Genomic DNA, 12,253 nt, shown 5'->3' with positions numbered 1-12,253 from the left:
GCCCCGCCGCTCACCCGAAACATGAATCCCATTCATATGCCACCCGGGAAGCAATGGGGTAGAATGCCCGCCCAATCCAGCCCGATCCTTGAGGACCGCCATGTTCAGCCGTGATTTGACCATTGCCAAGTACGACGCCGAGCTCTCCAACGCCATGGAGCAAGAAGCTCTGCGCCAGGAAGAGCACATCGAGCTGATCGCTTCGGAAAACTACACCAGCCCGGCTGTCATGGAAGCGCAGGGTTCGGTCCTGACCAACAAGTACGCCGAAGGCTACCCGGGCAAGCGCTACTACGGCGGTTGCGAGTACGTCGACGTGGTCGAGCAACTGGCCATCGACCGCGCCAAGCAGCTGTTCGGTGCCGACTACGCCAACGTCCAGCCCCATGCCGGTTCCCAGGCCAACGCCGCGGTCTACCTGGCCCTGCTGTCGGCAGGCGACACCATCCTGGGCATGAGCCTGGCTCACGGTGGTCACCTGACCCACGGCGCCAGCGTCAGCGCCTCGGGCAAGCTGTACAACGCCGTTCAGTACGGCATCGACGGCAATGGCCTGATCGACTACGACGAGGTCGAGCGCCTGGCCGACGAGCACAAGCCGAAGATGATCGTCGCCGGCTTCTCCGCCTACTCCCAGGTGCTGGACTTCGCACGCTTCCGTGCCATCGCCGACAAGGTCGGTGCCTACCTGTTCGTCGACATGGCCCACGTCGCAGGCCTGGTCGCTGCCGGCGTCTACCCCAACCCGGTGCCGTTCGCCGATGTGGTCACCACCACCACCCACAAGACCCTGCGCGGTCCACGTGGCGGCCTGATCCTGGCCCGTGCCAACGCCGACATCGAGAAGAAGCTCAACTCCGCCGTGTTCCCAGGCGCCCAGGGTGGCCCGCTGGAGCACGTCATCGCCGCCAAGGCGATCTGCTTCAAGGAAGCCCTGCAGCCTGAGTTCAAGGCTTACCAGCAGCAAGTGGTGAAGAACGCCCAGGTCATGGCCGAAGTGTTCATCGAGCGTGGTTTCGACATCGTCTCCGGCGGCACCCAGAACCACCTGTTCCTGCTGTCGCTGATCAAGCAGGACATCTCGGGCAAAGACGCCGATGCGGCCCTGGGCAAGGCGTTCATCACCGTGAACAAGAACTCGGTCCCGAACGACCCGCGCTCGCCGTTCGTCACCTCCGGCCTGCGTTTCGGCACCCCCGCCGTCACCACACGCGGTTTCAAGGAAGCCGAGTGCCGTGAACTGGCCGGCTGGATCTGCGATATCCTGGCCGACCTGAACAACGAAGCGGTCATCGACAGCGTGCGTGAGAAGGTCAAGGCGATCTGCAAGCGACTGCCGGTGTACGGCCAGTAATTCGCACCGTGTAGTGCCTCGAGGCTTGTAAGCCTCGCCAAACCCCAAGGTCGTCGTGGCCTTGGGGTTTTTTCATGGCCGCCTGTTCCAGGCGCCTCGCCAGCGGAAGACCGTCCTCGTTCCGCCCTCGCACCCTGTGGCGCAGCATGCCGTCGCGTGTATCCGCACGCCTCGTCGACTACAGGAGCCACGAACATGCCCACCCATCGCCAACAATCCTTCATCGGCACTTTGACCCTGCAGGGGACGCCCCTTCATACACTGGACACCTTGTTGGGCAAGCCCGCCTGGGTCAACTGGCTCGGCGGCGGCGGTATCCTGCCCGGCCTGGTCAGTACCGTCAGGAACGACTCGCACTTTCTCAGCTGTCAGCCAGGCGTGACCGATACCCCCATCGCGTTGTACTTCCGCCATACCGAGTCGGGCTACGCACTGTACGTGCGCGAGCCTGGTCGCCACTTCGGCAAGGGGGTCTGCCTGTTTGGCGACTACCTGGGGCTGGGCGCAACGGCGGACAGGTCACCCAGCGTGCTGACACTCGAGACCGTTGCCGGTGCTCCGATCGGCCTGCCGGACCTGTCCGTCGACACGCAAGCGGTTCGTCTGGCGCTGAACGGCCGGTACCTCGCTCCAGTGGCCCGGCGAAACACCGCCAACCTGTACCTGTCGTTCGCGCCAGGTGCGGCCCCTCACTGGACGCTGACGATCCAAGAGCGCAACGTGCCCTGGTTGAGCACGCCTGACGAGCGATGACAGGGTACGCGCCTCAGGTCTCGCTCAGGGCCTTGAAACCTGCCTGAATCTGCGCTTCGGGCAGGTCATCGCCGATGAACACCATCACGCTTTCCCGGGGCTGGTCGGCCGGCCACTCCGTGTCCCAGTCGAAGCCATACAGCTTCAGCACCCCCTGGAACACCAGCCGCCGCTCATCGCCCGCGATGTTCAGGACACCCTTGTAGCGCAGCAACTGCTTGCCATGGTCTTCCAGCAACGCGTTCATGAAGTCGCTGAGCCGGTCGATGTCCAACGGGGCCTCGGTGCGCAACACCAAGGTCGCGATACGGTCAGGGGTCGCAGGCTTGAGCAAAGGTCGCAAGACCGGCTTGAGGCTGCCCTCCACGTCGGTGTTGAGGTTGAAGCCGCGCACATCGAGCAGCTCGGCCAGGTCGATGCGTCCCTGCTCGACCACACGGATCGGCGCACGACCGTTGATGCGGCCCAGCCGCTCGCGCAGTGTCTCCACGGCTTCGGGCGTGACCAGGTCGGTCTTGCTCAGCAGCAGGCGGTCGGCGAAACCGACCTGGGCCTGGGCGATGGTCTGGGCCAGGTGCGTGTCGGCATGCGCCGCGTCCACCAGCGTGATGATGCCATCGAGCAAATAGCGCTCGCGCAGGTCTTCGTCGATGAAGAACGTCTGGGCCACCGGGGCAGGATCGGCCAGGCCGGTACACTCGATGACCAGGCGGTCGAAGGCGATCTCGCCAGCGTCCAGCCGCTCCAGCAGCAGGTACAGCGCGCGCGTCAGGTCACCATGGATGCTGCAGCAGACGCAGCCGTTGGCCAAGGTCATCACCTGCACGGGTTCGTCCCCGAGCAGCTGGCTGTCGATGCCTGCCTCGCTGAATTCGTTCTCGATGACCGCCAGCTTCAGGCCGTGCTCGGCCTTGAGCATGTGCTTGAGCAAGGTGGTCTTGCCGGCGCCGAGAAAACCGGTCAGCACGGTCACCGGGATAGGGTTTGCCATGGACATTGCGACTCCTGAAATGAACGCGCCACGACAAGCGTGGCGCGTGGTGTGGCGGTGGACTCAGCAGCAGCGGGTCGAACCGTTGCCGCCGCCGTAACGCGCTTCCTGACGTTCACGGAAGAACACTTCGTAACTCATCACCGGCTTGTCCGGGTGCTTGGTCTGCATGTGCTCCACATAAGTGTCGTAGTCGGGCATGCCGACCATCAGGCGGGCTGCCTGCCCCAGGTACTTACCCAGTCGACCGAGATCGTTGAACATCAGTAGCCACCTCTGGCGTTATGCATCAGGCAAGGCCTGGAACGGGGTTTCCTTGTCGCTGCGCTCCGAACGGCCCAGGGCGGCGTAGCCGACCTTGAGGGCGAAGAACAGGATACTGAACACCACGACCAGGAACAGCACGGTCAGACCGGCGTTGGTGTAGGCGTTGAAGATCACGTGCTGCATCTGGCCGATGTCCTTGGCCGGGGCCAGGACCTGACCGGCTTCCAGCGCGGTGCTGTACTTGTTGGCCAGGGCCAGGAAGCCCACGGCCGGGTTCGGATCGAACAGCTTGATCAGGCCGGCGGTGGTGGTGCAGATCAGCAGCCAGACGGCAGGCAGCAAGGTGACCCACACATAGCGCTGGCGCTTCATCTTGATCAGCACGACCGTACCCAGCATCAGGGCGATGCCGGCGAGCATCTGGTTGGAGATGCCGAACAGTGGCCACAAGGTGTTGATGCCGCCCAGCGGGTCGATCACGCCCTGGTACAGCAGGTAGCCCCACAACGCCACGCAGCCTGCGGTGGCGATCAGGTTGGCCGGCCACGAGTCGGTGCGCTTGAGCGCCGGCACGAAGCTGCCCAGCAAGTCCTGCAGCATGAAGCGACCGGCACGGGTACCGGCATCGACTGCGGTGAGGATGAACAGCGCCTCGAACAGGATCGCGAAGTGGTACCAGAAGGCCATGGTGTTCTCGCCCGGCAGCACCTGGTGCAGGATCTGGGCGATGCCCACGGCCAGGGTCGGTGCGCCACCGGCGCGGGCCAGCACGGTGTGCTCGCCGATGTCGCGGGCGGTGGCTTCCAGTTGCTCAGGCGTGATCAGGAAGCCCCAGCTGCTGACCGTCTGCGCCACCGACACGACATCGGCGCCGACCACGGCCGCCGGGCTGTTCATGGCGAAGTACACACCCGGCTCGATGACCGACGCGGCGACCATGGCCATGATGGCGACGAACGACTCCATCAGCATGCCGCCGTAGCCGATGTAGCGGGCGTTGGTCTCGTTGTCCAGCAGCTTGGGCGTGGTGCCCGAGGAGATCAGCGCGTGGAAGCCGGAGACCGCGCCACAGGCGATGGTGATGAACAGGAACGGGAACAGCGTGCCCTTCCACACCGGGCCGGTGCCGTCGGTGAACTGCGTCAGGGCCGGCATCTTCAGTTCCGGCGCGAGGATCAGGATGCCGATGGCCAGGGCCACGATGGTGCCGATCTTGAGGAAGGTCGAGAGGTAGTCACGCGGTGCCAGCACCAGCCAGACCGGCAGCACGGCGGCGACGAAGCCATAGCCGACCAGCATCCAGGTGATCTGCACGCCGGTGAAGGTAAAGGCCGGCCCCCAGGTCGGGTCGGCGGCGACGACACCGCCCAGCCAGATCGACAGCAGCAGCAGGACCACACCGATCAGCGAGATCTCGCCGATGCGGCCTGGCCGGATATAGCGCATGTAGATGCCCATGAACATGGCGATCGGGATGGTCGCCATCACCGTGAACATGCCCCAGGGGCTTTCCGCCAGTGCCTTGACCACGATCAGCGCCAGCACCGCCAGGATGATGATCATGATCAGGAAGCAGCCGAACAGCGCGATGGTGCCCGGGATGCGCCCCATTTCCTCGCGCACCATGTCGCCCAGCGAGCGACCGTTGCGGCGGGTGGACATGAACAGCACCATGAAGTCCTGGACCGCACCGGCCAGGACCACACCGGCGATCAGCCACAAGGTGCCCGGCAGATAACCCATCTGCGCGGCCAACACCGGACCGACCAGGGGGCCGGCACCGGCGATGGCCGCGAAGTGGTGGCCGAAGAGAATGTGTTTGTTGGTCGGCACATAGTCCAGACCGTCGTTGTTGAGGACCGCCGGGGTCGCACGACGCGGGTCGAGCTGCATGACCTTGGTGGCGATGAACAGGCTGTAGTAACGGTAGGCAACGAGGTAGATGGCCACTGCCGCGACGACGATCCACAAGGCATTGATCGCTTCGCCACGGCGCAGGGCGACCACGCCCAGCGCACCGGCCCCGAGGACCGCCAGCAGTAGCCATGGCAGATGGCGTAGCAGGCTATTATTGTTGTTCATGGTTTACTTCCACTGATGGATTGGAAAAGACCGCCCAGCGAGTCTAGGGCGAGACTTGGCGCATTGCCACACCTGCTTTGGTCAAAGCCGTGCGCCGCTCTATCGAGCGCCCCTGGGGCCGATCCGTTCATTCCTGCAGGAAACCCTTCGGAGGGTCCGCTCCATGTCATCCCACGACGAACGCCGCCGCTTCCAACGCATCGCCTTCGATGCTACCACCCACCTGCGCCAGGATGGCCTGACCTGGGACGTGCATCTGCTGGACCTGTCGCTCCATGGCCTGCTGGTCGAGCGTCCGGCGCAGTGGGACGCGGACACGACGCGTGCGCTCGAGGCGGTGATCGAACTCAGCGACAAGGCGCAGGTGGTGATGCAGGTCGAGCTGCGCCACGAGGAGTCCAACCACCTGGGGTTCGCCTGCGAGACGATCGACGTGGACTCGATGACGCACCTGCACCGATTGGTGGAGCTGAACCTGGCGGATCAGGAAGCGATGAGGCGGGAATGGCAGGCGTTGATCGAAGAGCATCGGGGGCGTTGAGCTACAAGCTACAAGCTACAAGCTACAAGCTACAAGCTACAAGCTACAAGCTACAAGCAAGGCGACCGGCAGCGCTTCTGGTTCAGCGCCTGTTGCGTCGCCCGTTTTGCTGACCCTCAGCCCAGCACATCAGCTTGTAGCTTGTAGCTTGCAGCTTGCAGCTTGTGGCTTGCAGCTCACTCCTCGAACAACGCATCCAACGCCTGCTCCAGCCGCGTCACGGCGATCACCTGCAAGCCGGCAGGCGCTTCCTTCGGAGCATTGGCCTTGGGCACGATGGCGCGCTTGAAACCATGCTTGGCCGCTTCCTTGAGACGCTCCTGCCCGCTGGGAACGGGCCGGACTTCGCCCGAGAGGCCGATCTCGCCGAACACCAGCAGGCCGTGGGCCAGCGGCCGGTTGCGCAGGCTGGACATCACTGCGGCGAGCAAGGCCAGGTCCGAGGCGGTCTCGAGCACCTTGACGCCGCCGACCACGTTGAGAAAGACGTCCTGGTCATGGGTCGGGATGCCGCCATGGCGGTGCAGCACCGCCAGCAACATGGCCAGGCGGTTCGGGTCCAGACCCAGGGTCACCCGCCGGGGGTTGGCCAGGTGGCTGTCGTCCACCAGCGCCTGCACCTCGACCAGCATCGGCCGGGTGCCTTCCCAGGTCGCCATCACCACGCTGCCCGCCACTTCTTCCTGGGTGCGGTTGAGGAAGATCGCCGAGGGGTTGGAGACTTCCTTGAGCCCGCGATCGGTCATGCCGAACACGCCCAGCTCGTTGACCGCACCAAAACGGTTCTTCACCGCGCGCAACAGGCGCAGGCGCCCGTCGGACTCGCCTTCGAAGTACAGCACCGTGTCGACCATGTGTTCGAGGACCCGCGGGCCGGCCAGCGAGCCTTCCTTGGTGACGTGGCCGACCAGGAAGATCGCCGTGCCGCTCTGCTTGGCATAGCGCACCAGCAGGGCGGTGCTTTCACGGACCTGGGCCACGCCGCCCGGCGCCGACTGCAGCTGCTCGGTGAAGATCGTCTGGATCGAGTCGATGACCATGACCCGCGGCTTTTCCTGGCGGGCCGTGGCGATGATCGTCTCGATGCAGGTTTCGGTCATCACCTTGAGCTGGTCCTGGGGCAGGCCCAGGCGCCGCGAGCGCATCGCCACCTGCTGCTGGGACTCTTCGCCGGTGACGTAGAGCGCAGGCATGTGCGTGGCGATGTTGCACAGGGTCTGCAGCAGAATCGTCGACTTGCCGATGCCGGGGTCGCCACCGATCAGCACCACCGAGCCGTCGACCAGGCCGCCGCCGAGCACACGGTCCAGCTCGGTGCTGCTGGTGGTGAAGCGCGGGATTTCTTCTACGCTGACTTCTGCAAGGGTCTTGATCTGGGCTTGCTGGCCGGTCCAGCCGGCACGCCCGCTGGGCGCCGCCGCTGCCCCGCTTTCGAGCATGGTTTCCACCAGGGTGTTCCAGGCCCCGCATTCGCCGCATTGGCCGGCCCATTTGGGAAAGGTCGCGCCGCATTCCGTGCAGCCGTACAAACGCTTGGCCTTGGCCATGGTCGATCTCCCGGGAAAACCGCCATGATAACCGAGCCGATGTGCCGTGAATGCGCCAGAAGGCGACAAAACTATTCGGTCTGTGTGCAGTCATTAACTGCTCAGCGGCGCATGACGCGCGTGCAGTCCGTCTGAACCGCCTTACCCTTTTCACTCGTCACAAGGAACACACCATGGGCATGCTCAAGGAATTCAAGGCCTTCGCGGTCAAAGGCAACGTCGTGGACATGGCCGTCGGTATCATCATCGGCGCCGCCTTCGGCAAGATCGTTTCATCCTTCGTGGGCGATGTGATCATGCCGCCACTGGGCCTGCTGATCGGCGGGGTCGACTTCAGCGATCTGGCCATCACGCTCAAGGCCGCCCAAGGCGACGTGCCCGCCGTGGTCCTGGCCTATGGCAAGTTCATCCAGACGGTGATCGACTTCATCATCATCGCCTTCGCCATCTTCATGGGGGTCAAGGCGATCAACCGCCTCAAGCGCGAAGAAGCCGTCGCCCCGAGCGCGCCGCCCACCCCGACCCCGCAGGAAACGCTGCTCACGGAAATCCGTGACCTGCTCAAGGCGCAGAACCAGAACCGCCTGCCCTGAACGATGCGTCTCTGGCCGGCTCCCTCAGAGGCCGGCCAGGCGTTTCACCAGTAGGTTTCGACCGCGACCTGTCCGGGCCGACGGCTCAGCGCCAGCTGCAGGTCACGTGTCTTGAGCACCTGGCGTGTGTCGTCGATCATCTCGGGGTTGCCGCAGAGCATGATACGCGAATGCTCCGGGCTCAGTGCCACGCCGGCCACGCGCTCCAGCTCGCCGTTTTCGATCAGCGTGGTGATGCGAGCGTTCAGTGCACCTGGATGGGGCTCGCGCGTCACCACCGGGATGAATTGCAGCTTGCCCGCGTACTCGGCCAGGTAATCGCGCTGCTCGAGCCCGTCGATGATCTCTCGATACGCCAGCTCCTGTGCCTCACGCACCGAATACACCAGTTTGATCGACTCGAACCGCTCCCAGGCCTCGAAATCCTGCAGGATCGAGACGAACGGCGCGATGCCCGTTCCCGTGGCCAACAGCCACAGATCGCGACCGCCGCTGAAGCGGTCCAGAGTGAGATAACCGAAGGCCTGGCGATCGACCATGACCGTGTCCCCTACCCCGAGGCGGCTCAGTTCGCTGGTGAATTCGCCGCCTGGCACGACAATTGAAAAGAAATCCAGAAATTCGTCATGTGGCGCCGATACCATCGAGTAGGCGCGCCAGACGACGCTGCCGTCCGCCTTGGTCACGCCCAGCCGTGCGAACTGACCGGCGCGAAACCGGAAGCCAGGATCGCGGGTCATTCGCAGGCTGAAGAGGCTGGGCGTCAACGTCTGCACGTCGAGCAGCGTCTGGCAGGTGAACTTGTCGGCACTGGCAGTCATGGGGGTCTCCATCGGTCGGAGGCGTAGTGTCGCGTAATCAGTGCGTGATGAACACCGACAGGATATCTCCCGGATGCCAAACGGAATTAGAACACGTCGCGTAATCGCAAATTTTTCCTGCTAAAGCGATAGTCTTTTCCTACACTGCTCAGACCCTTTGTAAAACTTGGATCCTATCGGACACGTGGAGGGAGCCTCACCATGCAACACTGGAGCACGGAGCAGATACGGCGCTTGCTTGAGGAGCGTGATCCCGCCCGCTTGTTCGAGCAGGCCGTCAGCCTGTCTCGGTCGCTGGGCATGCCCTACATCAGCTGGACGTTCTTTTCGAACACGCCGGGCACCAAGCAGCAGATCACCTTCTACAACAATTTCCCCGAGGCCTGGGGCCTGCTCTACGAAAAGAAGTTCCTGGCGACCGATCCGGTCGCCCATGTCTGCCGCCACACGACCAGCGCCGTGCTCTGGGACGACGCGCTGTTCGAAAGCGTCCCTGACCTGCGCGAGCAGGCCAGCGCCCATGGTTTGCGCCATGGCTGGACGCAGGCGGTGCACGATCTGCACCATAACGAAAGCCAGATCAGCGTCGCCCGGCCGGAACGCAAGATCTCAATCACCGAGTTCTACGACAAGAGCGTACAGATCGGCTGGCTGGGCACGACCTTGCACCGCGCGCTCACCGAACACCTGCTTGCCCAGCGCCAGCCGCTGCCCAAGTTGAGCAACCGTGAGCTGGAGATCCTGCGCTGGTCGGCGGCGGGCAAGACGGCAGGCGACATCGCCATGATCCTGTCGCTCTCGCTGAGCACGGTCAATTTCCATATCCGCAGCATCATCGGCAAGACCAACGCCACCAACAAGGCTGCCGCCATCGCCATCGGAGTCACCTATGGCCTGATCTGACGCACGCGCCACGCCCTTGGGCAAACCTCTGTAGAATTGCGTCCCATGACCGGTCCCACGCGGGATCAGGCGCCCCCGCACCAGAGTGTATTGCCATGCCCTTGCTGAACAGCCCTTTCGCCGAACTCGACCTGATCCGCCAGCCGGAGCAGGCCAACGATCCTCTCCAGGCCTTCGACGCCGCCGACCAGTACCTGCTCGAGCAGCTTGCCCAGCAGCAACCGGACAACGCCTGCCGTGTGCTGGTGCTCAACGACAGCTTCGGTGCCCTGGCGGTCAGCTTGGCAGGCCAGGTGCAGGTGACCAGCAGCGGCGACTCGCACCTGGGTCGACTGGCCTTGGAGAAGAATCTGGTACGCCATGGCAAGGCCTTCGACAGCGTGCCGTTCGTGCCCGCCAGCGCACCCTTCCACGGCGTGTTCGACCGTGTGCTGATCCGCGTGCCCAAGACCCTTGCCCTGTTGGAAGAGCAACTGATCCGACTGCACGGCCATCTGGCGCCAGGCGCCCAGGTCATCGCCGGCGCCATGGTCAAGCACCTGCCGCGAGCGGCCGGTGACCTGCTGGAGCGCTACATCGGCCCGGTGCAGGCGTCGCTGGCCTCGCGCAAGGCGCGGCTGCTGACGTCCACCCCGGCCGAACGACCGCTGGCTCGCTCGCCCTACCCGTCGCGCTACCGACTGGAGGCCCCTGCCCTGGAACTGATCAACCATGCCAACGTGTTCTGTCGCGAGGGCCTGGATATCGGCACGCGCGCCTTTCTGCCTCACCTGCCCGCCAACCTGGGGGCGGCCCGGGTCGCCGACCTGGGGTGCGGCAACGGCGTTCTGGCGATCGCCAGCGCCCTGAACAACCCGGACGCGCACTATACCCTGGTCGACGAGTCCTACATGGCGGTGCAGTCAGCGCAGGAAAACTGGCAGGCAGCTCTGGGCGAGCGCCCGGCGGTCATCGAGGCCGCCGACGGCCTGGACATGATCGAGCGGCAGTCGCTGGACGTGGTGCTGTGCAACCCACCCTTCCATCAGCAACAGGTGGTCGGCGACTTCCTGGCCTGGCGGATGTTCCAGCAGGCCCGCGAGGCCCTGGTGGTCGGTGGCGCCTTGTACATGGTCGGCAATCGCCACCTGGGCTACCACAGCAAGCTGGCCCGTCTGTTCCGAGGGGTCGAGCAAGTCGCGGCCACACCGAAGTTCGTGGTGCTCAAGGCCCGCAAGTGACCTTCAGTGCGTGGTCAGCCCGGCCGCGCTCATGAACAGGCGCATGCCGTAGGCGGCTACACCCAGGGCCGCCACGCTGAGCGTCCAGATCAGGGCCAGCCACCCCAGACGCTGCCAGAGCGGTGATCGTTCGCCTTCCTGTTCACGCTTGTCCATGAGGGGCCTCCCTGGATCAATGGTAGCCATCTTCGTGGGTCACCTTGCCGCGGAACACGTAGTAGCTCCAGAAGGTGTACCCCAGGATCAGCGGGATGATGAACAGCGTGCCCACCAGCATGAAGCTCTGGCTCTGCGGCGGTGCCGCGGCTTCCCAGATCGACACGGAGGGCGGGATGATGTTCGGCCACAGGCTGATGCCCAGCCCGCTGTAGCCCAGGAAGATCAGCATCAGCGTCAGCAGGAAGGGCGCGTAGTGCGCCTCCCGGGCCACCGCACGGATCAACCCGTACAAGGTTGCCAGCACCAGCAGCGGCACGGGCAGGAACCACAGCAGGTTGGGCATCGCGAACCAGCGGCCGGCGATCTGCGGATAGGCCAGCGGTGTCCACAGGCTGACGATGGCGATGACCGCCAGCAAGGCAATGGCCAGCGGCCGCGCCAGCACGTGCATCTGCCGTTGCAACGGGCCTTCGGTCTTCATGATCAGCCAGGTGCACCCCAGCAACGTATAGGCGACGATCAGCCCGGCACCGCAGAACAGGCTGAACGGTGTCAGCCAGTCGAAGGCACCACCGGCATAGCTGCGATCGACCACCTTGAAGCCTTCGATGAACGCGCCGAGCGCGACACCCTGGAAGAACGTTGCCACCAGCGAACCGCCGATGAAGGCCTTGTCCCAGACGTGACGTCGGTCGGCCTTGGCCTTGAAGCGGAACTCGAAGGCCACGCCGCGGAAGATCAGGCCGACCAGCATCAGCATCAGGGGCAGGTAGAGCGCCGACAGCACCACCGAGTACGCCATGGGAAAGGCGCCGAACAATCCGGCGCCGCCCAGCACCAGCCAGGTTTCGTTGCCGTCCCAGACCGGAGCGACCGTGTTCATCATCACGTCGCGGTCGTGCTCGGCCTTGACGAAGGGGAAGAGCATGCCGATACCCAGGTCGAAGCCGTCCATCACCACGTACATCATGATGCCGAAGATGATGATCACGGCCCAGATCAGCGGAAGATCGATATCCATG

The 12,253-nt window shown here is 64.3% G+C and carries 13 protein-coding genes; 6 read left to right on the top strand and 7 right to left on the bottom strand.

Annotation, left to right across the window (positions count from 1 at the left end; translation table 11 throughout):
- Positions 1-100: 100 nt before the first annotated feature.
- Positions 101-1,354 (top strand): serine hydroxymethyltransferase, encoded by a 1,254-nt coding sequence (glyA, locus tag APT63_03310; protein AMA44716.1) that lies wholly within the window; start codon positions 101-103, stop codon positions 1,352-1,354.
- A gap of 195 nt (positions 1,355-1,549) precedes the next feature.
- Positions 1,550-2,107 (top strand): hypothetical protein, encoded by a 558-nt coding sequence (locus tag APT63_03305; GenBank protein ID AMA44715.1) that lies wholly within the window; start codon positions 1,550-1,552, stop codon positions 2,105-2,107.
- 13 nt (positions 2,108-2,120) lie between these two features.
- On the opposite strand, the gene APT63_03300 is transcribed toward APT63_03305, so the two are convergent.
- The 3 genes from APT63_03300 to APT63_03290 all read right to left on the bottom strand — a co-directional run bounded on the left by APT63_03300 (position 2,121) and on the right by APT63_03290 (position 5,447).
- A complete protein-coding gene (locus APT63_03300; protein ID AMA47778.1) occupies positions 2,121-3,098 on the bottom strand; it encodes a GTP-binding protein in 978 nt (325 codons plus the stop codon).
- A gap of 63 nt (positions 3,099-3,161) precedes the next feature.
- Positions 3,162-3,362, bottom strand: coding sequence for a hypothetical protein (locus APT63_03295; GenBank protein ID AMA44714.1), 201 nt, complete (start codon positions 3,360-3,362; stop codon positions 3,162-3,164).
- Positions 3,363-3,380: 18 nt separating this feature from the next.
- Positions 3,381-5,447 carry a carbon starvation protein A gene (locus tag APT63_03290; GenBank protein ID AMA44713.1) on the bottom strand — a complete coding sequence of 689 codons (2,067 nt, stop codon included), beginning with the start codon at positions 5,445-5,447 and terminating at the stop codon, positions 3,381-3,383.
- A 163-nt stretch (positions 5,448-5,610) separates the two neighbouring features.
- On the opposite strand from APT63_03290, the gene APT63_03285 reads away from it, so the two are divergent.
- A complete protein-coding gene (locus APT63_03285; GenBank protein AMA44712.1) occupies positions 5,611-5,988 on the top strand; it encodes a pilus assembly protein in 378 nt (125 codons plus the stop codon).
- A gap of 176 nt (positions 5,989-6,164) precedes the next feature.
- On the opposite strand, the gene APT63_03280 is transcribed toward APT63_03285, so the two are convergent.
- Entirely contained in the window at positions 6,165-7,535 is a 1,371-nt protein-coding gene (locus tag APT63_03280) for a DNA repair protein RadA (GenBank protein ID AMA44711.1), read from the bottom strand.
- Positions 7,536-7,708: 173 nt separating this feature from the next.
- Between APT63_03280 and mscL the strand changes: the two genes are divergently transcribed.
- Positions 7,709-8,128: a large-conductance mechanosensitive channel gene (gene mscL / locus APT63_03275; GenBank protein AMA44710.1), complete on the top strand. Its 420-nt coding sequence runs from the start codon at positions 7,709-7,711 to the stop codon at positions 8,126-8,128.
- A gap of 44 nt (positions 8,129-8,172) precedes the next feature.
- On the opposite strand, the gene APT63_03270 is transcribed toward mscL, so the two are convergent.
- Positions 8,173-8,949: a ferredoxin--NADP(+) reductase gene (locus APT63_03270; GenBank protein AMA44709.1), complete on the bottom strand. Its 777-nt coding sequence runs from the start codon at positions 8,947-8,949 to the stop codon at positions 8,173-8,175.
- Between the two features lie 201 nt (positions 8,950-9,150).
- On the opposite strand from APT63_03270, the gene APT63_03265 reads away from it, so the two are divergent.
- Together APT63_03265 and APT63_03260 are read left to right on the top strand one after the other, a co-directional pair.
- Positions 9,151-9,852 (top strand): LuxR family transcriptional regulator, encoded by a 702-nt coding sequence (locus APT63_03265; protein ID AMA44708.1) that lies wholly within the window; start codon positions 9,151-9,153, stop codon positions 9,850-9,852.
- Between the two features lie 95 nt (positions 9,853-9,947).
- Entirely contained in the window at positions 9,948-11,072 is a 1,125-nt protein-coding gene (locus tag APT63_03260; GenBank protein AMA44707.1) for a 50S rRNA methyltransferase, read from the top strand.
- Positions 11,073-11,075: 3 nt separating this feature from the next.
- Here the strand turns inward: APT63_03260 and APT63_03255 are convergent, their stop codons facing one another.
- Positions 11,076-11,228: a cyanide insensitive terminal oxidase, subunit III gene (locus tag APT63_03255; protein AMA44706.1), complete on the bottom strand. Its 153-nt coding sequence runs from the start codon at positions 11,226-11,228 to the stop codon at positions 11,076-11,078.
- 16 nt (positions 11,229-11,244) lie between these two features.
- On the bottom strand, positions 11,245-12,252 hold the full coding sequence (locus APT63_03250) for a ubiquinol oxidase subunit II (GenBank protein ID AMA44705.1): 1,008 nt from the start codon (positions 12,250-12,252) through the stop codon (positions 11,245-11,247).
- Between the last annotated feature and the right edge of the window lies 1 nt (position 12,253).

Source organism: Pseudomonas monteilii (assembly GCA_001534745.1).
Classification (GTDB): domain Bacteria; phylum Pseudomonadota; class Gammaproteobacteria; order Pseudomonadales; family Pseudomonadaceae; genus Aquipseudomonas; species Aquipseudomonas alabamensis.
Note: the sequence above shows the minus strand (reverse complement) of the source record. Positions and strands in the feature narration are given on the sequence as shown.

Excerpts from the sequence above, each read along its gene's own strand:
- glyA (AMA44716.1), top strand. The coding sequence starts at position 101 with ATGTTCAGCCGTGATTTGACCATTGCCAAGTACGACGCCGAGCTCTCC.
- APT63_03255 (AMA44706.1), bottom strand. The coding sequence starts at position 11,228 with ATGGACAAGCGTGAACAGGAAGGCGAACGATCACCGCTCTGGCAGCGT.
- APT63_03285 (AMA44712.1), top strand. The coding sequence starts at position 5,611 with ATGTCATCCCACGACGAACGCCGCCGCTTCCAACGCATCGCCTTCGAT.
- APT63_03260 (AMA44707.1), top strand. The coding sequence starts at position 9,948 with ATGCCCTTGCTGAACAGCCCTTTCGCCGAACTCGACCTGATCCGCCAG.
- APT63_03270 (AMA44709.1), bottom strand. The coding sequence starts at position 8,949 with ATGACTGCCAGTGCCGACAAGTTCACCTGCCAGACGCTGCTCGACGTG.
- mscL (AMA44710.1), top strand. The coding sequence starts at position 7,709 with ATGGGCATGCTCAAGGAATTCAAGGCCTTCGCGGTCAAAGGCAACGTC.
- APT63_03250 (AMA44705.1), bottom strand. The coding sequence starts at position 12,252 with ATGGATATCGATCTTCCGCTGATCTGGGCCGTGATCATCATCTTCGGC.
- APT63_03300 (AMA47778.1), bottom strand. The coding sequence starts at position 3,098 with ATGGCAAACCCTATCCCGGTGACCGTGCTGACCGGTTTTCTCGGCGCC.
- APT63_03265 (AMA44708.1), top strand. The coding sequence starts at position 9,151 with ATGCAACACTGGAGCACGGAGCAGATACGGCGCTTGCTTGAGGAGCGT.
- APT63_03290 (AMA44713.1), bottom strand. The coding sequence starts at position 5,447 with ATGAACAACAATAATAGCCTGCTACGCCATCTGCCATGGCTACTGCTG.
- APT63_03295 (AMA44714.1), bottom strand. The coding sequence starts at position 3,362 with ATGTTCAACGATCTCGGTCGACTGGGTAAGTACCTGGGGCAGGCAGCC.
- APT63_03305 (AMA44715.1), top strand. The coding sequence starts at position 1,550 with ATGCCCACCCATCGCCAACAATCCTTCATCGGCACTTTGACCCTGCAG.
- APT63_03280 (AMA44711.1), bottom strand. The coding sequence starts at position 7,535 with ATGGCCAAGGCCAAGCGTTTGTACGGCTGCACGGAATGCGGCGCGACC.